Genomic DNA, 18,222 nt, shown 5'->3' with positions numbered 1-18,222 from the left:
CCGAGGCGTAAAGAATGGCGATTTCAGCGAAATCCAAATCGAGACACGTGCTCATCGGGGAGGCGGACGCCGACACCAGCCTGAATGACAACACGCCCGGCATGCACCCCGGCCACGAACTTCCCGAACTGCGAAACGCGCAGCGGCAGCCGGCGGGGGAGACGGTCATCCATTACACACGTTTTGCGCAGATCTCTTCCTTTCCCGACCATCCGGAAGCCGAACCGGCAGCTCCCGCTTCTGCGCCGCCAATGGATGCGGCGCTGGAGAAGCAGGAAGACGAGCAGAAGCCGGTGCGGCAGCGGGTGGCGCTGACGTGTGCCGGTTCGTTCCTTTTTCACGCAGGTTTGGTGGTTGCTCTCAGCTTATTTGTGTCACGACCCCCGGACGAAGCAATCGAAGACGCTGGTGAAGCTGTCAGCGTCGTCGTTTATGGCGATTCTGACGTTAACCAGACATCGGCGGGTGATCCGGAACTAGAACGGCAGCCTGAGCAAGTTGCGGCGGAAGAAGTTGAACCGACTACAGTTCAATCGGAAGAGGCCACTGAGCTAAATGCTACGGCCGTGCCGCCGGAGCAGATCCAGCCAGTAGAAACCGCAACGACGGAGTCCGTGCCGCCGGTGCAGGACGTTACGCACGTTTCCCCTGAGACCGTTGTTGCCGCCGAGCCAGAGGTGCTTGTCTCCGAGAGTCCTGCAGAATCTTCCGTCATTCAGCCGACGGCGACGCTCTTGCCCGAACAGCCGACGCCTGAAGTCCAGCGGGCATTAGTACCGGCAGAGATAGCGCCAATGGCGCTACAGCCCACCGAAGTTCCGCCGGAAGAAATAAAACCTGTCGAGAATGCAGAGACCTCGCCGGAGCCTGAAGAAAAGCCGGTGACAAAACCGAAGCCAAAGGCTGACAAGCCGAAACCGGTCAAAAAGAAACAGCTTCATAAGAAGGCAAAACCTGCGGGTGGGGACAAGGGCTTAGATCGTGAAGACCGGACGAGGGGCGTGGTCAGCGGTCAGAACGGGCCGGAAATTGATGGAACATCAACCGCGACGGGCGGAAGTGATGGAGTGGGAAGCACGGCCGTAGCCAACTACCCGGGCAAGGTACAGAAGCGGATCCGGCGCGCTGTTCGCGTACCCAATGAATACAAGAACAAGAGCGGTAGTATCACCGTCAGGGTTCAATTGACGATTAACGGGACCGGTAGGGTGGCATCGGTTTCCGTTGCTCGCAGTTCGGGTGTTGCGGAGTTGGATAAAGCTGTTTTGGATGGTGTGCGGCGCGCGGCGCCGTTCCCACCTCTGCCTTCCGAATGGGGGAAGGCTAGCTGGACCTTTTCCCAGGAGGTCCAGGTCACGAGATAATATGATAAAGATAATCAACTTTATACTTTACTGCTAAAATCAAGTTTAATAAGGTCCATCCGCACACGCAGGAATCGTGTGACGATCAACGAGCGAACGGGTGGCATATGGCTCGCAAGGGCAAGAAGGGATCGAACCGGGAGGTCCGCGACAGTGCGGGCGAGGAGGCCGGCCAGGCATCCAACGGACGAACCAAACTGGATGGCCGCAGTTTCCTTTATGTCGGCGGGCGCGACTGCCAAGTGGCGCATCTGCGCCAGATCGCCAGCAATTTCGGCGCCGAACTCATTCATCACGATGGCGGTCTGCGCGAGGCGGTTTCGCGCATCGACACCTTGCTTCCCTCTGTTGATTGCGTGTTCTGCCCCATCGACTGTATCAGCCATGATGCCTGCCTGCGCGTGAAGACCGGCTGCAAGAAGTTCAGCAAGGCCTTCATCCCGCTTCGAAACGGCAGCAAGTCCAGCCTGGAACGTGCGCTGCAGACGATGAACGAACGAGACAATTCCCGATGAACGACAAGTGCCCCGACGGCTTCACCATGATCGGCCTGCACAAGCTCGCCGCGCAGAGCGGTGGCGGCCTCGTGCCCGAGCTTTACGAGCTTTTTCAGCAGTATGCCGAACGCCGGCAGATCTACCAGAATGTGACGCTGTTCCCGACCTGGGAGGCACGAATGCCCGGGGAAGCGGCGACAAGACCGCTTGGCGCGGCGGCGGCAAATGGCAATAATATTCTCGCCTTTCCCTCGCCTGCTGTAAGGGCCGCCAAGAGGAAGGCGTAAGGAGACTTCATGTATATCGCAATGAATCGCTTCAAGGTGGTAACCGGAACCGAGGGCGATTTCGAGACGGTCTGGCGCAATCGCGATTCCAGCCTGGCCGAGGTGCCCGGCTTCGTCGAATTCCGCCTGCTGCGTGGCAAGGTCAATGAAGAAGAGGGGTATACGCTCTATTCCTCGCACACGGTCTGGAAGAGCGAAGAGGATTTTCAGAACTGGACGAAGTCCGAGAATTTTCGCGCGGCGCACCGCAATGCCGGAGACCGCAAGGCGATGTATAAGGGTCCGCCGGTTTTTGAGGGTTTTAATGTGGTCGACGGGATTTGATGGCAGTTTTTACGAGTGGAAGGCGAGGCGTTCCCCACGCTCATTCCTGTGCCCGTCACAGGAATCCAGCCACGGCGCGTCCGTCCCGTGAATGACCCGTAGGGCCTGAAGAGAGTCTCCCGCGCCCAAGGACTTGGGCGCGCTAGATCCCTGTGACGAGCACAGGGAAGAGAGGGCAGCGGACTCCCATCAGCCGCTCAGTTTGCGGATGGATACTCTGCTGCAACGTACCCTCATAGACAAGCGGCCGAGTTTTCCAAGCCCCTAAAACCGCACGCGAAAGACAGCACCTGCCGCCACAGCCAGCCAGCCGAGCATCATCGCCCAGCCGCCGGTCGGCGCGGCGTAGGGGAAGAGGCCGGAGCCGGAGAAGCGGAGCGTAACAAGATCGCCGGCAAAGAGCAGGGTTCCCACGATCATCAGAAAACCGGCGAGCCAGGCGGTTTTGAGCTTGGCGGTGCCGAGGGCCAAAGCGAGCAGGGCAGGGGCGTGTGCAAGGCACATGGCGGAGGCGGATGCCGCAAGATTGGCCTCACCGCCGCCATGGGCGGCAAGCGCGGCGAGCGCCACGCCGGCCACGCCGAACAAGCCGGCGAAGAGATAGAGCACCGGCTCGATGCGCGCGTTCAGGCTCATGACTATTCCTTGTTCTGCATATGATAGGCAAGGCGCTCGACCGGCGCCCAGATGAGATCGCGCAGCGCCTGACTTGCGATCGTCTCGTCGAGCGCGCGGCGGAAGCAGAGCAGCCATTCGTCCCGTTCGATAGGCCCGATTTCGGCAACGAAATGGCGGCTGCGCAGGCGCGGATGGCCGCGCTTGTCGATATAGAGCGGCGGGCCGCCGAGATAGCCGGTCATATATTCGTAGAATTTCTCTTCGCTGCCTTCGAGGCTCGGCGGGTGTACGGCACGCACGTTTTTTGCCTCCGGCAGCGTATCCATCAGCGCATAGAAGCGGTGCGTCAGCGCCCGTACGGCGGCATTGCCGCCGATCGCTTCGTATAGAGTGGTGACCTTCTCCGTCACGAAACCATTCCCCAGATATCATTCTACTCCCGATCCTTCATGCACCTGATGGAAAACGACCGCAACTGTCATCAAGGTGCCGCGGCATTTCGCGCATAATGCCTGGGGCCAGGGGTTTGCAGCGATTCTCCTTGACAAAACCGTCTGGACGGTATCTTTATAGCGCATGTCAAACGCTCATCACCGCAAGAAACAACCGGCTCTCGTGCGCCAGGAATTGCTGGAGGTCGCAGCGAGCCTTGCCGCCAGCGAAGGCATGGCGGCCGTGACACTCGATGCGGTCTCCGCCGCCTCCAGCGTCAGCAAGGGCGGATTGCTGCATCACTTCCCGACGAAGAATGCGCTGCTCGACGCGCTGTTCGAGAGCCTGCTCGAAAGGTTCGATGCGGATATCGAGGAACTGATGCGCGGCGATCCCGTGCCGCAGGGACGCTTCACCCGGGCCTATCTCAGGGCGGTGTCCGGTCTCAAGGATCGTCCCGACGATTCCAGGAGCTGGACGCAGGTGACGATCGCGCTTCTCGCCGAACCCAGGCTGCGCCTTCGCTGGCGCCAATGGGTGCAGGCGCGGGCTGAGGAATATGTCGGCACCGACTCCTCTCTCGATGCTCAGATCGTGCGGTTCGCCGCCGATGGGCTGTGGTTTGCAGACACGTTGGAGAGCCATGACATCAGCAGTGCCCTGAGGCGGAATCTCATCAGCCGCCTTGTCGAGCTCACGGGAAAGTAATCCGAAAAAGGAATTCGTCATGAGCCAGGCCGCCATCTACGGGCTGCTCTTTGCAGCCATCGTGCTCGAAGTCATCGGCACTACGGCGCTGCAATTGTCGCAGCAGTTTACCCGCATCGGGCCGACGGCGCTTGTCGTCGCCTGTTATGCGGCGGCCTTCTATTGCCTGTCCTTGACGCTGAAGAGCATTCCCGTCGGCATCGCCTATGCGATTTGGAGCGCTTTGGGAATAGTGCTGATTTCGTCGGTCGGCCTGATCTTTTTCAAGCAGCGCCTCGACCTGCCGGCCATTGTCGGCCTCGGGCTGATCATATCGGGCGTCATCGTCGTCAATCTGTTCTCGAAATCCGTTTCTCATTGATTTCATTGTTATATCTCAGAAGGTCCTCCGGAGTCTCAGGAGAGAAAATTTCCCCTTTGTCAAACTTCTGACAAAGCGCTATGTGTTGCTCGGACGTTGTGGAGACCGAGGCGCACCCAGCGCCTTTCTCCAAAGCGCTTTGAATTCTGCCTTTCCCGCCTAAACGATCCTTCCAGCTTCCAGAGGAGCACAGCATGGCCATACGCACCGTTGTGTGGGGTGAAAACATTCACGAGAATACCAATGCGATCGTCCGGGGCATCTATCCGGAAGGCATGCATGCGACGATCGCCAATGCGCTGAATACCGATCCTGGCATCTCGGCTACGACGGCGACGCTGCAGGAGCCGGAGCACGGGCTGAGCGAAGCCCGGCTTGCCGAAACCGATGTCTTGACCTGGTGGGGCCACAAGGATCACGGCGCTGTGTCCGATGTCGTCGTCGAACGCGTTGCCAAGCGCGTCTGGGAAGGCATGGGCCTTCTTGTTCTGCATTCCGGCCATTTCTCGAAGATCTTCAAGCGGCTGATGGGCACGCCCTGCGCGCTGAAATGGCGCGAGGCGGGTGAGCGCGAGCGGCTGTGGACGATCAACCCGCGCCATCCGATCGCCGCCGGCATCGGCGAGCATTTCGAGCTTGAGAACGAGGAAATGTATGGCGAGCAGTTTTCGGTGCCGGAGCCGCTCGAAACCGTGTTCATCTCCTGGTTCCAGGGCGGGGAAGTGTTCCGCTCGGGCCTGACCTGGCGCCGCGGCGCCGGCAACATCTTCTATTTCCGCCCGGGCCACGAGACCTATCCGACCTATCACGACGCCACCGTCCAGAAGGTGCTGATCAACGGCGTCAAGTGGGCCTACAACCCTGAAGGCGCGTTGACTGACATTACCGACGCTCCAAATGTGCCGGTGGAAAAGGCATTGGAGCCGATCGTCGAACGCGGCCCGAAACTGCACCAGGCCGGCGAAGCCGGTTACCGCTGAGGAGCATCCATGCGACTACTCGTTCTTGGCACGGGCGTGATGGCGAAAAGCCAGCTCACCCACTTCAGCAAAATCGACGGGGTGACGGTGGTTGGCGCCGTCGACACCGATCCCGACCGGCTTTCCGCCTTTGCCGACAAGTTCAATATCGAAAAGCGGTTTCATTCGTTGGATGAGGCGATCGCCTGGGGCGAGTTCGATGCGGCGACGAACATCACGCCCGATCGCATCCATCACCCGACCACCATGGCGCTGATTGCGGCCGGCAAACATGTGCTCTGCGAGAAGCCGCTGGCGGAACACTATCCTAAGGCGCTGGAGATGACGGAAGCGGCCGAAAAGGCCGGTGTCATCAACATGGTGAACCTCACCTATCGCAACGTTGCGCCGCTGCAGCGTGCCCGCGAGATGGTGCTATCAGGCGAACTCGGCACGATCAAGCATGTGGAGGCCTCCTATCTCCAGAGCTGGCTCGTCTCGCGCGCCTGGGGCGACTGGCGCACCGAATCGACCTGGCTGTGGCGGCTTTCCACCGGCCACGGCTCGAACGGGGTGCTCGGCGACGTCGGCATCCACATCCTCGATTTCGCTGCTTACGGCGCCGCGACCGACATCGACCACGTCTTTGCCCGGCTGAAAACCTTCAACAAGGCGCCAGGCGGCCAGATTGGCGAGTATATGCTCGATGCGAATGACAGCTTTACCATGGCCGTCGATTTCGCCAACGGCGCGCTCGGAGTCATCCATGCCAGCCGCTGGGCGACGGGTCATCTGAATGAGCTTAAGCTGCGCATCTATGGCGAAAAAGGCAGCCTTGAAGTCATCAATCGCCCGGCTGGGTCCGAGTTGCGCGGCTGCCTCGGAGAGGATGCCGAGACCGCCAGCTGGAAGGAGATCGAAGCGCCGCCGGTGCCAACCAACTACCAGCGCTTCGCCGAAGCGGTGGCAAGCGGCATCCAGCCCGACCCGAACTTCCGCCACGCCGCCAACCTGCAGAAGGTCCTCGATCTCGCCATGGTGACGGAGCGCGAGCGGCGCGAGCTGAAAGTCTGATCTCCGATTGGGATATGGAAGCGCCGTTCAGACGGCGGTTTGCCGTGCTATCGCGCGCCGATTGATTGTTGGTGCAATCGTAGAAAAAGGCCCCGCCGAAGCGGGGCCGGAGGTAGTCGAGCCGCAGCAGGCGGTCTCGATCGCTTGATTATTCGATGACCTGCACGACTCTATGGGTGCGGGGTTCAACGATCACACGACGATCGTTGACGACCGTATAGGCGTATTTAGGGTTGTCGGGCACCGGAGTGACGACGACATCCGCCGGAAGCGGCTTGCCGACGACGATCGGCTGTTCAACGACCACGCGGGAGGTCGGGGCCGGCTGCTGCTCGACATAGGTGACGACCTCGCGCGGCGGCGGGTCAATAGCGGCACCGGCGACACCGCCGGCGATGCCGCCTACTGCGGCACCCACAGGACCACCGACGATCGCGCCGGTGATGGCGCCACCAGCTGCACCGGTGACTGCTCCGTCAGCCAGAGCATTGGTGGCAAGCGACGACAGCGCAAGGGCGCCGGAGACAAGTATGATCTTGTACATTTTGCTTCTCCTTTGCTGGGGTTGCACTCGACTAACGACGTCGCCAAATCGAGGTTCCCGCAGCAAAGAGTCACGCTTTGGAAGGCCGGTTTACATTCTGTGAGGCGGCCGCAGCATGTGTGGGACTGGGATTATTCCAGGCGCCGGCGGAAGAGCCAGGCAGCGGCGCTGAGCGTCACTGTAGCGATCAGCGCCAGTGGGATGGTCTGGTTCACCACCTCGCCCAATGGGATATCCTTGAGGAATACGCCTTTGACGATCACCAGGAAATAGCGCAGCGGATTGACGTAGGTTATCGGCTGCAGCCAGCCCGGCATGTTTTCGATCGGGGTCGCGAAGCCTGAGAGCAGCATGGCCGGGACCATGAAGAGGAAGGCGCCGAGGATCGCCTGCTGCTGCGTCATCGACAGCGCCGAGATGAAAAGACCGAGGCCGGCGACAGAACCGAGATAGAAGATCGCGCTGCCGTAAAGCAGGAAGAGCGAGCCACGCAGCGGCACCTCGAAGAGGAAGACGGCGGCGAGGATATAGACGGTGATGTGGAAGAGGCCGATCATCATCGGCGGGATCAGCTTGCCGATCAGGATCTCGTGCAGGCGCAACGGCGAGACCATCAGCTGATCGAAGGTGCCGAGCTCGCGCTCGCGGGCGATCGACAGTGCCGTGACGATCAGACCGATCAGGAGCGCGATGCTGGCGATCAGGTTCGGCACCATGAACCATTGATAGGTGAGGTTCGGGTTAAACCAGTTGCGCGGCACGGATGAGACGATGCTGGCCCCGGCGCGTTTGCCGGCCGGCGTCTCGGCAGCAAGCGCCGCACCGATCTGCGAGAGGTAGCCCGCGACGATCTGCGAGGCGTTGGAGCGGCGGCCGTCGAGCACCACCTGCAGGTCGGTCGGCGTTCCCGCTTCGATATTGCGGGAGAAATCCGGGCCGATTTCGATCGCGGCGATGACCGTCTGATTGTCTATCGCCACCTGGACCTCAGCCTGTTCGGCGGCGATCGAGATATTGCGGAAGGTCGGCGAGCCATCGATACGCTCGATCAGCTCCTGGCCCCAATGGCCGTTGTCGCGGTTGAGGATCATGACGTCGACGTTGCGCACTTCGAGCGTCGCCGCATAGGAGAAGACGAGGAGCTGGACGATCGGCGGGCCGATCAGGATGGCGCGGCCCTTGGGGTCGCGCAGCACGGCGAGCAATTCCTTGACGATGAGGGCGTAGAGCCTTGTCCATCCCATCTCAGCCGATCCTCTTTCTGGTGCTGCGTGCGGCCAGGACGAACATGACGCCGCCGATCGTCAGCATGACCGAGATTGCCTGTCCGAACATCGGCCAGATGTCGCCAGCGAGAAACACCGTCTGCAGGCTGGGGATCAGGTAGCGGGCCGGCACGATGAAGGTGATCCACTGGATGATCCTGGGCATGGAGTTGATCTCGAACAGGAAGCCCGAAAGCAGGAAGGCCGGCAGGAAGGCGGAGATCAGCGCCAGCTGCGAGGCGAGAAACTGGTTCTTGGTTGCCGTCGAGATCAACAGGCCTTGCCCCAGCGCCGGGATCAGGAAGGCGGCCGACAGGGCATAAAGGCCAGCGACCGAGCCGCGGAACGGCACGCCGAAGAGAAAGACCGCAAGCAGAACGCAGAGCGTCATCGACGTCAAGCCGAGCAGAAAATAGGGCAGGATCTTGCCGGCAAGCAGCTCGACTGCCGTCACCGGGGTCGCCATCATTGCTTCCATCGTCCCGCGCTCCCATTCGCGGGCGACAACGAGTGAGGTCAGCAGCGTGCCGACCAGCGTCATGACGATGGCGATCGAGCCCGGCACGAGGAAATTGCGGCTGGTCAGCTCCGGATTGAACCAGAAGCGCTGCTCGACTGTGATGGCGGGACTGTGGGAGGCGACGTCCGCCTGCCTCTGCTGTTCCCAGTTGGCAACGGCGCCCTGCGCATAGTTCTGGACGAAGTTCGCCGTGTTCGGATCGGAGCCGTCGACAATCACCTGGACCTGCGGGCGGTTGCCGGCGGTATAACGGGTGGTGAAATCGGCCGGGATGACGACGATGCCGCGCAGCTTTCCGATCACGAGATCTTCTTCGAACAGGCGGCGGTCACGGCCGATCGCCACGTCGAAATAGCGCGAGGCCCGGAAGCTGGCCGCGAGGTCCTGCGTCAGCGGCGTCATCTCTTCGGTCACGAGGCCTATGCGGGTACGCGTTGTATCGAGCGAGACGCCGTAGCCGAAGAGGAAGAGCAGGATCAGCGGCAGTACGAAGGCGATGAGGATGCTGCTCGGGTCGCGGATCGCCTGGAAGCTTTCCTTGCGCACCAGAGCTGCAAGACGCCGGAGCCGGCCGGAGGAAATGCTCATGCTGCATCCTCCACTTCCGATTGCTGCACCAGCGCGATGAAGGCGTCCTCCATCGTCGGGTCCGGCGCATCCTTTGTCGCGACACGTGCCTTCAACTCATCGGGAGAACCGAGCGCGATCGAACGGCCGCGGTAGATCAGCGAAATGCGGTCGCAATATTCCGCCTCGTCCATGAAATGGGTGGTGACGAGCACGGTGACACCCTTTTCGACCAGGCCATTGATATGCGTCCAAAACTCGCGGCGAGTGATCGGATCGACGCCGGAGGTCGGTTCATCGAGGAAGAGGGCGCGCGGTTCGTGCATGACGGCGCAGGCAAGTGCCAGGCGTTGCTTGAGCCCGAGCGGCAGATCCTTGGCGGCTTCGCGGGCATGGCGGCCGAAATCGAAAATGTCGGCCATCAGCTCTATGCGCTCGCGCCGGCGCTGGCCGCGAAGGCCATAGACGCCTGCGAAGAATTCCAGATTCTGCATGACTGTAAGATCGCCGTAGAGAGAGAATTTCTGCGCCATATAGCCGAGCTGGTTGCGAGCTTCGGCGGCATCGCGACGGAGATCGAAACCGGCGACGCGGCCTTCGCCGCCGGTCGGCTTCAAGAGGCCGCAGAGCATCTTGAAGGTGGTGGACTTGCCGGCGCCGTTCGGACCGAGCAGGCCGAAGATCTCGCCGCGGCGGATATCGAAGCTGATGTCGTTGGCGGCGGTGAAATCGCCGAAGCGCTTGGTCAGACCCCTGGCCTCGATCACCGGCCGGTCACCCCCGGCTTTCAGCGGCTCTTGCGCCTCGGCAAGCCGGGAGCGGCCGCCGGGACCGCCGCCGAGCATATCGACGAAGGCGTCCTCGAAACGCGGTGGGGCGGGGGAAAGCGATGCGCCGTCGCCGGCCTTGCCGATATCGGGCGTCTTGCCACTGGCCGCGACGAGGCGGATCGCCTCGCCCTGAATCACCCCGTCGATGACGCCATCGGCCTGCAGGAGTTCGGCGAGAACCTGCCGACGGCGGCCGGTGACATCGGAGACCCGGAAGACGCGGTCGCTGACGCGCTCGGTCATTTCATTCGGTTTTCCCGAGAAGAGCAGTTTTCCCTGGTTCAAGAGCAGCACGTGGTCGCAGGCTTCGGCCTCGTCGAGATAGGCGGTCGACCAGACCACGCCTATGCCTTCCCTAGTCAGGTTCTCGACCATCTTCCAGAGGTCGCGGCGCGAGATCGGGTCGACGCCGACGCCCGGTTCGTCGAGCAGCAGCAGGCGCGGCTTTTTCAGAAGCGCGCAGGCAAGGCCGAGCTTCTGCTTCATGCCGCCGGAGAGCTTTCCGGCGAGCCTGCCGGTGAAGCGTTTAAGGTCGGTGAAGGTCAGCAGCTCGTCGAAGGCGCCGGTGCGTTCGCTCTTCGGCAGGCCGCGCAAATCGGCATAGAGGTCGAGGTTTTCCTGCACCGAGAGATCCTCATAAAGACCGAAGCGCTGCGGCATGTAGCCGATCGCCGTCTGAATGCCGGCGGCGTTCTTTCTGGTGTCGAAGCCCAGCACTTCCATCGTTCCGGTGTCGGGCAGCATCAGGCCGGTCATCAGCCGGATCAGCGTCGTCTTGCCGGCGCCGTCGGGACCAACGAGGCCGGTGATCGCGCCGCCGCCGATGACGCCGGAGACGGCGTTAAGGGCTGCAGGCGCATCGCCGAAACGTTTGGTGACGCCGTCGATCCGAACGAGCGGCCTGGCGTCCCGACCGGGTTCTGGGGCAGTCATTGTCCGCCTGTCGGCGGCGCGGACAGCCGCACGGTGACCGGCATGCCCTGCCGCAGGTCGGGGCCGGGCCTGTCGATGACGATCCTCAGGCGATAGACGAGATCGGTCCTCAGTTCAGGCGTCTCCACCGACTTCGGCGTGAATTCGGCGACCGGCGAGATGAAGCCGATGGTGCCTTCATAAGGTCTATCCGGCTGGGTATCGGAGGTGACGGATACTTTCATGCCGGGGTGGACGCGGCCGAGATCGGGTTCGGCGACATAGCTGCGCACCCAGACCGGCTCTGTCAGGGAGAGCACGAAGACGGTATCGGCCGGCGAGACGATCGCGCCGTTCTCCCGCACCCGCGAGAGGATGACGCCGTCGTTCGGAGCGCGCAGTTCGGTGTCTGCGAGCGAGGTTCTGGCTGAGGCGAGTGTGGCCTCGGCGGCCTTCAGCTGGGCGTCGGCGGCGGCGATGTCCTCGACGCGCGAGCCTTCCTGCAGCAGCTTCAGCGCCTCGCTGGCGGATTGCGAGCGGGCGGCGGCCATCGCCTTTGCGGCGGTCGCCTGGTCGAGGTTCGCTTCGGAAATCGTGCCCTGCGGGCGAAGCTGGCGGGCGCGGTCGTAAGCGAGGTTGGCATTCTGCAGATCCGCCAGGCTTTCGTCGTAGGCAGCTCGCGCCTGGGCGATCTCGGTCGGCCGCGGGCCAGCCTTCAGCTTGTCGAGCGTCGCGCGAAGGGCCGCGGCATTGGCCTCGCCGGAGCGGACTGCGAATTCGTAGGGTGCGGCGTCGAGCTTCGCCAGGACCGTGCCGCTCTTGACGACATCGCCCTCGTCGACGCGCAGTTCGGAGAGGCGGCCGCTGACGCGGAAGCCGAGCGAGACCTGACGGATATCGACATTGCCGTAAAGGACGAATTCGCGACGCGCCTCGGGCAGCGAGCCGAGCCGTTCGGGCAGGCCGTACCACCAGGCGGCGGCACCTGCGGCAAGGAGGAGAAGAATCACGAGGAGAAGGATGCGTTTCATGCCGCGCCTCTTTTCGGCGGTCCGATGACATCGACCAGTTCGGCAGCAAGGCCGCGCAGGATTTCCACCTGTTCCGGGCCGAAGGCGTCCCATTCCATCTGCGCGAGTACGGAGGCATGGGCGAAGCGGAAGATGAGAATGCTGCCGACGAGGTTGAAAGTGCGCAGACGCACATGTTCGGACGCAGGATCCTCGCCGAGAATGGCGCCGACCAGGCGCCGACCCATTTCGATCATCGGCCTCATGATGCCTCGATAGACCCGCTTGAAAGCTTCGGTCGGCTCCATCTGCTCGCGGATGAGGAATCGGGCCCAGGGTTCCGATTCCTTGGCGACGAAGAGCGTCACCATGGTCTGGAGAACTTCAGTCAGGAAAATGCGGGCGTCGGCTTCGCCGAGCGGCTCGCCGGCCGCGTCGAGCGCCACCAGATGCGCTCCGATGCGCGCCCTCATGCCGCTGACATGCGCATCGATCCTCATCATCAGATATTCGGCGGTGGCGATGTAGAGGCCTTCCTTGCTGCCGAAATAATAGGGGATCGCCTGCAGGTTGACGCCGGCGGCTTCAGTCAGCTGGCGCGTCGAGGCGCCATCGAAACCGTAGCGCCCGAAGACATCGAGAGCAGCGGTCAGCATCTTCTGGCGCGCGATCTCGGCGCGGGCGGAGGCCGGGGGATTTGGAGTGTCACTGTTCTGGGTCATGACGGATTCATAACACCGAAGTTGTATTAAGTCAATCGAATGATATATTCCAGATGGCGAACCGCTTCGGACGCGGAAAAGGGCACGTTATGTCCTCTCAGAGCTCGAGATGGCGGCTAAAGCGGTTCAGCGTCACGGAAGCGCAGAACCGCTCCAAACCTTTTTGGATTTGTGCCGGATGGAAACCGCTTCGCACTTTTTTGGAATTGCTCTGACAGTGGGAAGCACCATTGACGACAGTGATGTGTCCGGCGCCGACCGCGGCGGAACGAAGAGGCGTTGTTTTTCTCGTTATGCGCTCATTTTTTGACACAAAACTGCCTTGCTCCTTCCCTATCGCCAATGCGATGCGTATCCAAATCTATATTATCGCGCTCCTGCTCAGCGCCATCATGTGGTCGATCTCGTTCGATGCGGCGCGAGAATCCTATCATGCCGCGCAGAGCGCGGGCCTGATGCCGAACCTGCATATCAACAAGAAGCTGGATCGCATCCTCTAAGCTGCGATTCGCGTCCGGGCATCGCTTCCAGCCGCGGCGTGGCTGGTTTCGTCAGGCATGTCGATGTCCTTCCGTATAGAAAGTCAAATTTCCTAAAATTTGACCGATGCGCTTAAAAGCCCTGCAAATACTAACGTGTAGTCTGTTCTCGTGAAGGCGGCCGAAGCGTGGACAGACGCATCGACCGCTTGGATCAGGGCGAGACGAAAGCCCTGCGATCCGAAAACGGGGACTTTCGACATGCAGAAAACTCTTGCCACCATCGTCTTGACCTCGAGCATCATTGCGGCTGCCGGGCCGGCCCTCGCCGTCGGGCCTGCCGGTCTTGCCCAAGACCTGATGTATACGTCTGCCATCGGCCGTTCGCCCGAGATTCCGCTGACGACACGTGTGGGTTTCGTGCGGCCGAGCGTTCCCTTCGTTCTACGCAGCCCGGCTGCTATCGAAGGCGAGGGCTATCGGCTCAAGGCCTATTCGAACAGCCTGAGTTTTGCCATCGACTATGTGTTTGCAAAGACTATCGGCACCGTGGAAGCGCTCGCGTTTCTGCGCTAAGTCGCAAGGATGTTCGGATTAAGCGTCTAGTTCGCGACGAACGTCGAGATACCATTCGACGAAGGCTTTGACGCCGACATCGAGCGTTGTGCCCGGCTTGTAGCCGGTCAGCGCGACGAGCAGATCAGGGGCGGCGAAGGTGCGCGGTACGTCGCCCTTCTGCATGGCCAGCATCTTGCGGATGGCAGGACGGCCGAGCGCCTTTTCCACCGTTTCGACAAAATCCATCAGACTGACCGGCTGGCCGCCGCCGATATTTACGACGCGGAAAGGCGCCTGTCGCGAGAGCGTTTCGATGCTCGCGTCGGCCAAACGATTCTCTTCGCGCGGAGCAATGGCCGAGAGCCGGACGATCGCTTCGATGAGATCGTCTATATAAGTGAAGTCACGGCTCATATTGCCTTCGCCGTAGATCTCGATCGGCTGGTCTTCGAGCATGTTCTTGGCGAATTTGAACAGCGCCATATCGGGCCGGCCCCATGGGCCATAGACGGTGAAGAAACGGAAGGCCGTCGTCGGAATCTTGTGGAGATGGGCATAGCTGTGTGCCATCAGCTCCATCGATTTCTTCGTCGCGGCATAGATGGTCAGCGGTTCGTCGGCACGATCGGTTTCGCGGAAGGGGACAGTCGCGTTGGCGCCATAGATCGATGATGTCGAGGCCAGCATCAGATGGCGGACTTCAACCCGCCGGGCGATTTCCATGATGTTCCAGGAGCCTTCGACATTCGAATGTATATAGGCTTCGGGATTTTCCAGGCTGTAGCGAACTCCGGCTTGCGCGGCGAGATGGATCAGGATGTCAGGCGCGGCCGCGGAGACTGCCGCTTCCAGCGCCGGCCGGTCCTCAAGCATTGATATGACAGGCCGGAAGGCCGGAAACTGAGAGAGTGCGGCGTGGCGCATCTCTTTGAGCTTGACGTTGTAATAAGGAGTGAGGCCGTCGAAGCCTGTCACCTCATGCCCTTCCTGCAACAGGCGCCTAGCCAGATGAAAACCGATAAAGCCGGCAGTACCTGTAATGAAGTAGCGCATTCCCACCTTCTCGGCTCCCTGCCGACGGCAAAAGCCGATTCCGTAAAATGGCACCCACTTACAGGATAAAAAGAGGCCGAGTCGATAGGCCATTGAAAGATAGCACCTGACGCGGCGCTGCTGTCGTCGTTTCCGGACGTTATGCTGCATTGCACCATAATGGCTTGCATGTTATGGGCGGCGGTCGTCTTGAGCATGATGCCGAAATGGTTGAGCGGTTTCGGGCGACATCCTGTTCAGGCGAGACCAGGGATTGATGAGAAACATAGTTTATTGGATTCTCTCTGCGTTTCTGACCCTGGCCATTGCGGTCGTGTCGCTGCGCTATCTCACGAATTTCTGGCTGCTCTCCTTCATCTACAGTTTTCAGATCCATCTCGGCCTCACATTCGCCGCCGCCAGCCTCGTTATCCTGGTTGTCAGAAGACATGCTTACGGCTTTGCCCTTCTGCTTCTCTCGCTGCTCCTCACGGCGCACGGCGTTATCATGCTCCGTGAATTCGCCGGGGACGACAGGGGAACGGGAACGGCGCCGCTTTTCCGTCTGATGTCGTTCAACGTTGCGATCGATAACTGGAAAAATTCGACCGCCATCGCGGATATGGTGATCGCTTCGAATGCCGATGTCGTCAATCTGCTCGAAGCCAAGCCGCTGACGTTCCATCTGCAGCGATTGTTCAAGGTCTATCCGTATCATATCGGTTGCGACAACGGCAAAGACAGCTGCGATACGCTGGTGCTATCGAAACGCCCGTTCGTGACCCGCCAGGTTGCGAGCATCGGCAGCTTGCGGAAAGACAGGCTGGTCGCAGCGAGCGTCGATTTTGGCGGGCATACCATCAATCTCGTCTCGGCCCATCTCACCAAACCCTATTTCGACGATTACCAGATAGAAGAGCTGGATGATCTCAGCAACGCGCTTGATGCGATCTCAGGTCCGCTGGTGCTGTCCGGCGATTTCAATTCGTCGTCGATCGCGCCCAGCATTCAGGCTCTCCTGCGCAAGCAGAAGCTGAAGACTATGGCGCCCGAACCGGCGACATGGCCGATCGCCGCCGGTCGGTTCGGTATTGCCATCGATCACATATTCGCGCGCGCGCCGCTTCATCTGACGTCGTTGAAGCGCCTCGACGACAATCTCGGCTCCAATCATTCAGGGCTGATCGCCGAATTCGTTGTCGATAAGAGCGGCGAGACGGCGCCGGCACGATAACAGGGCAAGATAAGCCGGGCTGAAATTAGAATCTGGTTCGGCCGCCCTTGCGGTCGATCATCTGAAAATTCTTGCCGTCAGTCTTCACGTTGACGCAGTCGGTCGACTTATCGGGAAACCGGACACAGACCTCGCCATTGTTGATCTTGTAGCCATTCTTGCTGCCCTCGCGATATTCATAGCCGTTGCTGCTTTCTTTCAGCTCCGACGTGCCGGGCAGATGCTGTCGGATTTCCGCCTCGCTTGCGGCGCGCATGTTCGCCGTTTGGGCAAAGGTCATTGCCGGCAGCAGGATTGAAAGAAATCCGGCGAGGGCGGGCAGGGTACGCATCAGAGGACATCTCCTGTCAGGTCTGTCGGCTCATTCATTCTACGAGAATCCCGGCAGGGAATTCAACAGGGATGGTGGGCATGCCGCAAGCGCCGGCGGGCTGACTTGGCCCGCCGGCCGTTCCGACGCTTGGCTTACGTTCTTCCGAATTCGTCGACGATGCGGATGATATCGTCCTCGCCGAGATAGGAGCCCGTCTGAACTTCGATGAGCTCGAGAACGATCTTGCCGGGATTGGCGAGACGATGGACTTCCCCGAGCGGGATATAGACGCTTTCGTTCTCACGCAGCATCTGCACATTGTCGCCGATCGTCACCTCGGCCGTTCCCTTGACGACGACCCAGTGCTCGGAGCGATGGTGGTGTTTTTGCAGCGAAAGCTTCTTGCCCGGCGTGACGAAGATGCGCTTCACCTGAAAGCGGTCGCCGTTGAAGATAGAGGTATAGCCGCCCCACGGTCGGTAGGATGTCGGATGCGTTTCGGCAAATTTCGCCGTCGCCGAGGAGGAAGCCAGCATCTTGACCAATTGCCCGACGTTCTGGCTGTCCTTGAGTGGTCCGACATAGACGGCGTCTTCGCTGGCGATGACGGCGACATCCTCCATGCCTTGGACGGCAAGGTGCACGCCATGGGTCATGACCAGCGAGTTGCGGGTATTGACGACGGTCGTGTTGGCGGCGGCGACATTGCCGTTATCGTCGCGTTTGCCCGATTTCCAAACGGCATCCCAGCTTCCCATGTCCGACCACCGGAATGGCGAGGGGACGACCGCGGCCTTCGACGTCTTTTCCATGACCGCATAATCGATCGATATATCCGGGCTCTTGGCGAAATGGTCGGCATCGAGTCGGGTGAAATCGAGATCGCGGCTTGCCTTGGAAACAGCCTTGCTTGAAGCCTTCAGCACCTCGGGCGCATATTCCTGCAGCTCGGCAAGAAGTTCCGTCACGGGGAACATGAAGATGCCCGAGTTCCAGTAGAAGCCGCCGTCGGCGAGCATCCGCTGGGCTTCATCCAATGCCGGCTTCTCGACGAAGCGGCTCACCTTGTGAGCGCCATTATCAAGCGCATCGCCGATCTCAATATAGCCATAGCCCGTCGCCGGCTCGGTCGGGTTGATGCCGAAGGTGACGAGCCTGCCGTCGGCCGCCGCCTCGCGAGCGATGCGGATACAGTCGAAATAGCTCTTGTCGGCGAGGATTTCGTGATCTGAGGCGAGCATCTGGATGATAGTGCCCTTGCCAAAGAGGTCCGCGGCAAGCGTTGCGGCGGCAGCGACCGCGGCGGCGGTGTTGCGGGCGACCGGTTCGAGCAGCACGGCGGCGAGCGGAATGGCAAGCTCGCGCGCCTGCTCGGCGACCAGAAAGCGGAACTCCTCATTCGTGACGACGATCGGAGCTTCATAGAGCTCGGGATCGGAAACGCGTTCGAGCGTTTCCTGAAACAGCGTCTTATTACCCACGAACTGGATGAATTGTTTCGGCGCGGTCGCACGGGAAAGCGGCCAGAGCCGCGTGCCTTTGCCGCCGGCCATGATCACGGGAACGATTTTCTGCGTCATAGGCGGGTTCCTTGAAATAGACGACCTTACTG

General features: G+C 60.9%; 22 protein-coding genes. 11 read left to right on the top strand and 11 right to left on the bottom strand.

Features of this window, described 5'->3' with window-relative positions; translation table 11 throughout:
- The first annotated feature begins 14 nt into the window (after positions 1–14).
- The 4 genes from ACQ7C1_RS12880 to ACQ7C1_RS12865 all read left to right on the top strand — a co-directional run bounded on the left by ACQ7C1_RS12880 (position 15) and on the right by ACQ7C1_RS12865 (position 2,472).
- Entirely contained in the window at positions 15–1,364 is a 1,350-nt protein-coding gene (locus tag ACQ7C1_RS12880; protein WP_430958537.1) for a TonB family protein, read from the top strand.
- A gap of 107 nt (positions 1,365–1,471) precedes the next feature.
- Positions 1,472–1,879, top strand: a complete 408-nt coding sequence (locus tag ACQ7C1_RS12875) for a DUF2325 domain-containing protein (protein ID WP_085779150.1) — start codon at positions 1,472–1,474, stop codon at positions 1,877–1,879.
- A complete protein-coding gene (locus ACQ7C1_RS12870; RefSeq protein WP_430958536.1) occupies positions 1,876–2,148 on the top strand; it encodes a hypothetical protein in 273 nt (90 codons plus the stop codon). The genes ACQ7C1_RS12875 and ACQ7C1_RS12870 overlap by 4 nt, the downstream gene beginning before the upstream one ends.
- Before the next feature lie 9 nt (positions 2,149–2,157).
- Positions 2,158–2,472: an antibiotic biosynthesis monooxygenase family protein gene (locus ACQ7C1_RS12865; RefSeq protein WP_097600633.1), complete on the top strand. Its 315-nt coding sequence runs from the start codon at positions 2,158–2,160 to the stop codon at positions 2,470–2,472.
- Positions 2,473–2,736: 264 nt separating this feature from the next.
- On the opposite strand, the gene ACQ7C1_RS12860 is transcribed toward ACQ7C1_RS12865, so the two are convergent.
- Together ACQ7C1_RS12860 and ACQ7C1_RS12855 are read right to left on the bottom strand one after the other, a co-directional pair.
- Positions 2,737–3,108: a DUF423 domain-containing protein gene (locus ACQ7C1_RS12860; RefSeq protein WP_085779147.1), complete on the bottom strand. Its 372-nt coding sequence runs from the start codon at positions 3,106–3,108 to the stop codon at positions 2,737–2,739.
- A 2-nt stretch (positions 3,109–3,110) separates the two neighbouring features.
- Positions 3,111–3,500 carry a group II truncated hemoglobin gene (locus ACQ7C1_RS12855; protein WP_085780162.1) on the bottom strand — a complete coding sequence of 130 codons (390 nt, stop codon included), beginning with the start codon at positions 3,498–3,500 and terminating at the stop codon, positions 3,111–3,113.
- A 166-nt stretch (positions 3,501–3,666) separates the two neighbouring features.
- On the opposite strand from ACQ7C1_RS12855, the gene ACQ7C1_RS12850 reads away from it, so the two are divergent.
- The 4 genes from ACQ7C1_RS12850 to ACQ7C1_RS12835 all read left to right on the top strand — a co-directional run bounded on the left by ACQ7C1_RS12850 (position 3,667) and on the right by ACQ7C1_RS12835 (position 6,624).
- Positions 3,667–4,230: a TetR/AcrR family transcriptional regulator gene (locus ACQ7C1_RS12850; RefSeq protein ID WP_430958535.1), complete on the top strand. Its 564-nt coding sequence runs from the start codon at positions 3,667–3,669 to the stop codon at positions 4,228–4,230.
- 19 nt (positions 4,231–4,249) lie between these two features.
- Positions 4,250–4,591 carry a DMT family transporter gene (locus tag ACQ7C1_RS12845; protein WP_064804454.1) on the top strand — a complete coding sequence of 114 codons (342 nt, stop codon included), beginning with the start codon at positions 4,250–4,252 and terminating at the stop codon, positions 4,589–4,591.
- A 194-nt stretch (positions 4,592–4,785) separates the two neighbouring features.
- Positions 4,786–5,571, top strand: a complete 786-nt coding sequence (locus tag ACQ7C1_RS12840) for a ThuA domain-containing protein (RefSeq protein WP_430958534.1) — start codon at positions 4,786–4,788, stop codon at positions 5,569–5,571.
- 9 nt (positions 5,572–5,580) lie between these two features.
- Complete coding sequence (locus ACQ7C1_RS12835; protein WP_430958533.1) at positions 5,581–6,624, top strand: Gfo/Idh/MocA family protein; 1,044 nt, start codon at positions 5,581–5,583, stop codon at positions 6,622–6,624.
- Positions 6,625–6,772: 148 nt separating this feature from the next.
- Here the strand turns inward: ACQ7C1_RS12835 and ACQ7C1_RS12830 are convergent, their stop codons facing one another.
- From ACQ7C1_RS12830 to ACQ7C1_RS12805, 6 genes are all read right to left on the bottom strand, one after another.
- Positions 6,773–7,168, bottom strand: coding sequence for a DUF1236 domain-containing protein (locus ACQ7C1_RS12830; protein WP_064705948.1), 396 nt, complete (start codon positions 7,166–7,168; stop codon positions 6,773–6,775).
- A gap of 131 nt (positions 7,169–7,299) precedes the next feature.
- Positions 7,300–8,412 carry an ABC transporter permease gene (locus ACQ7C1_RS12825; protein WP_430958532.1) on the bottom strand — a complete coding sequence of 371 codons (1,113 nt, stop codon included), beginning with the start codon at positions 8,410–8,412 and terminating at the stop codon, positions 7,300–7,302.
- Between the two features lies 1 nt (position 8,413).
- The gene (locus ACQ7C1_RS12820) at positions 8,414–9,541 is read right to left on the bottom strand and encodes an ABC transporter permease (protein ID WP_430958531.1); all 1,128 of its coding nucleotides are present in this window, start codon (positions 9,539–9,541) and stop codon (positions 8,414–8,416) included.
- Entirely contained in the window at positions 9,538–11,283 is a 1,746-nt protein-coding gene (locus ACQ7C1_RS12815; RefSeq protein WP_430958530.1) for an ATP-binding cassette domain-containing protein, read from the bottom strand. Before ACQ7C1_RS12815 ends, ACQ7C1_RS12820 begins: the two co-directional genes overlap by 4 nt.
- Complete coding sequence (gene hlyD, locus ACQ7C1_RS12810; RefSeq protein WP_430958529.1) at positions 11,280–12,293, bottom strand: secretion protein HlyD; 1,014 nt, start codon at positions 12,291–12,293, stop codon at positions 11,280–11,282. Before hlyD ends, ACQ7C1_RS12815 begins: the two co-directional genes overlap by 4 nt.
- A complete protein-coding gene (locus ACQ7C1_RS12805) occupies positions 12,290–12,994 on the bottom strand; it encodes a CerR family C-terminal domain-containing protein (RefSeq protein WP_430958528.1) in 705 nt (234 codons plus the stop codon). Before ACQ7C1_RS12805 ends, hlyD begins: the two co-directional genes overlap by 4 nt.
- Before the next feature lie 230 nt (positions 12,995–13,224).
- Here ACQ7C1_RS12805 and ACQ7C1_RS12800 point away from each other — a divergent pair, with 230 nt between their 5' ends.
- Entirely contained in the window at positions 13,225–13,494 is a 270-nt protein-coding gene (locus tag ACQ7C1_RS12800; RefSeq protein WP_430958640.1) for a hypothetical protein, read from the top strand.
- Positions 13,495–13,734: 240 nt separating this feature from the next.
- Entirely contained in the window at positions 13,735–14,049 is a 315-nt protein-coding gene (locus tag ACQ7C1_RS12795) for a hypothetical protein (RefSeq protein ID WP_430958527.1), read from the top strand.
- A gap of 18 nt (positions 14,050–14,067) precedes the next feature.
- On the opposite strand, the gene ACQ7C1_RS12790 is transcribed toward ACQ7C1_RS12795, so the two are convergent.
- On the bottom strand, positions 14,068–15,084 hold the full coding sequence (locus ACQ7C1_RS12790) for an NAD-dependent epimerase/dehydratase family protein (protein ID WP_183699187.1): 1,017 nt from the start codon (positions 15,082–15,084) through the stop codon (positions 14,068–14,070).
- Between the two features lie 256 nt (positions 15,085–15,340).
- Between ACQ7C1_RS12790 and ACQ7C1_RS12785 the strand changes: the two genes are divergently transcribed.
- Positions 15,341–16,297 carry an endonuclease/exonuclease/phosphatase family protein gene (locus ACQ7C1_RS12785; RefSeq protein WP_430958526.1) on the top strand — a complete coding sequence of 319 codons (957 nt, stop codon included), beginning with the start codon at positions 15,341–15,343 and terminating at the stop codon, positions 16,295–16,297.
- A 25-nt stretch (positions 16,298–16,322) separates the two neighbouring features.
- Here the strand turns inward: ACQ7C1_RS12785 and ACQ7C1_RS12780 are convergent, their stop codons facing one another.
- Both ACQ7C1_RS12780 and ACQ7C1_RS12775 read right to left on the bottom strand, forming a co-directional pair.
- Positions 16,323–16,628, bottom strand: coding sequence for a hypothetical protein (locus ACQ7C1_RS12780; protein ID WP_085779135.1), 306 nt, complete (start codon positions 16,626–16,628; stop codon positions 16,323–16,325).
- Positions 16,629–16,762: 134 nt separating this feature from the next.
- A complete protein-coding gene (locus tag ACQ7C1_RS12775; RefSeq protein WP_430958525.1) occupies positions 16,763–18,190 on the bottom strand; it encodes a mannose-1-phosphate guanylyltransferase/mannose-6-phosphate isomerase in 1,428 nt (475 codons plus the stop codon).
- Positions 18,191–18,222: the final 32 nt, after the last annotated feature.

The organism is Rhizobium sp. Nf11,1 (genome assembly GCF_050587665.1).
Classification (GTDB): domain Bacteria; phylum Pseudomonadota; class Alphaproteobacteria; order Rhizobiales; family Rhizobiaceae; genus Rhizobium.
Note: the sequence above shows the minus strand (reverse complement) of the source record. Positions and strands in the feature narration are given on the sequence as shown.

Bases quoted from the DNA above. Each gene is read 5' to 3' on its own strand.
- ACQ7C1_RS12880 (WP_430958537.1), top strand. From the start codon at position 15: ATGGCGATTTCAGCGAAATCCAAATCGAGACACGTGCTCATCGGGGAG.
- ACQ7C1_RS12875 (WP_085779150.1), top strand. From the start codon at position 1,472: ATGGCTCGCAAGGGCAAGAAGGGATCGAACCGGGAGGTCCGCGACAGT.
- ACQ7C1_RS12870 (WP_430958536.1), top strand. From the start codon at position 1,876: ATGAACGACAAGTGCCCCGACGGCTTCACCATGATCGGCCTGCACAAG.
- ACQ7C1_RS12865 (WP_097600633.1), top strand. From the start codon at position 2,158: ATGTATATCGCAATGAATCGCTTCAAGGTGGTAACCGGAACCGAGGGC.
- ACQ7C1_RS12860 (WP_085779147.1), bottom strand. From the start codon at position 3,108: ATGAGCCTGAACGCGCGCATCGAGCCGGTGCTCTATCTCTTCGCCGGC.
- ACQ7C1_RS12850 (WP_430958535.1), top strand. From the start codon at position 3,667: ATGTCAAACGCTCATCACCGCAAGAAACAACCGGCTCTCGTGCGCCAG.
- ACQ7C1_RS12845 (WP_064804454.1), top strand. From the start codon at position 4,250: ATGAGCCAGGCCGCCATCTACGGGCTGCTCTTTGCAGCCATCGTGCTC.
- ACQ7C1_RS12840 (WP_430958534.1), top strand. From the start codon at position 4,786: ATGGCCATACGCACCGTTGTGTGGGGTGAAAACATTCACGAGAATACC.
- ACQ7C1_RS12835 (WP_430958533.1), top strand. From the start codon at position 5,581: ATGCGACTACTCGTTCTTGGCACGGGCGTGATGGCGAAAAGCCAGCTC.
- ACQ7C1_RS12830 (WP_064705948.1), bottom strand. From the start codon at position 7,168: ATGTACAAGATCATACTTGTCTCCGGCGCCCTTGCGCTGTCGTCGCTT.
- ACQ7C1_RS12825 (WP_430958532.1), bottom strand. From the start codon at position 8,412: ATGGGATGGACAAGGCTCTACGCCCTCATCGTCAAGGAATTGCTCGCC.
- ACQ7C1_RS12820 (WP_430958531.1), bottom strand. From the start codon at position 9,541: ATGAGCATTTCCTCCGGCCGGCTCCGGCGTCTTGCAGCTCTGGTGCGC.
- ACQ7C1_RS12815 (WP_430958530.1), bottom strand. From the start codon at position 11,283: ATGACTGCCCCAGAACCCGGTCGGGACGCCAGGCCGCTCGTTCGGATC.
- hlyD (WP_430958529.1), bottom strand. From the start codon at position 12,293: ATGAAACGCATCCTTCTCCTCGTGATTCTTCTCCTCCTTGCCGCAGGT.
- ACQ7C1_RS12805 (WP_430958528.1), bottom strand. From the start codon at position 12,994: ATGACCCAGAACAGTGACACTCCAAATCCCCCGGCCTCCGCCCGCGCC.
- ACQ7C1_RS12795 (WP_430958527.1), top strand. From the start codon at position 13,735: ATGCAGAAAACTCTTGCCACCATCGTCTTGACCTCGAGCATCATTGCG.
- ACQ7C1_RS12790 (WP_183699187.1), bottom strand. From the start codon at position 15,084: ATGCGCTACTTCATTACAGGTACTGCCGGCTTTATCGGTTTTCATCTG.
- ACQ7C1_RS12785 (WP_430958526.1), top strand. From the start codon at position 15,341: ATGAGAAACATAGTTTATTGGATTCTCTCTGCGTTTCTGACCCTGGCC.
- ACQ7C1_RS12780 (WP_085779135.1), bottom strand. From the start codon at position 16,628: ATGCGTACCCTGCCCGCCCTCGCCGGATTTCTTTCAATCCTGCTGCCG.
- ACQ7C1_RS12775 (WP_430958525.1), bottom strand. From the start codon at position 18,190: ATGACGCAGAAAATCGTTCCCGTGATCATGGCCGGCGGCAAAGGCACG.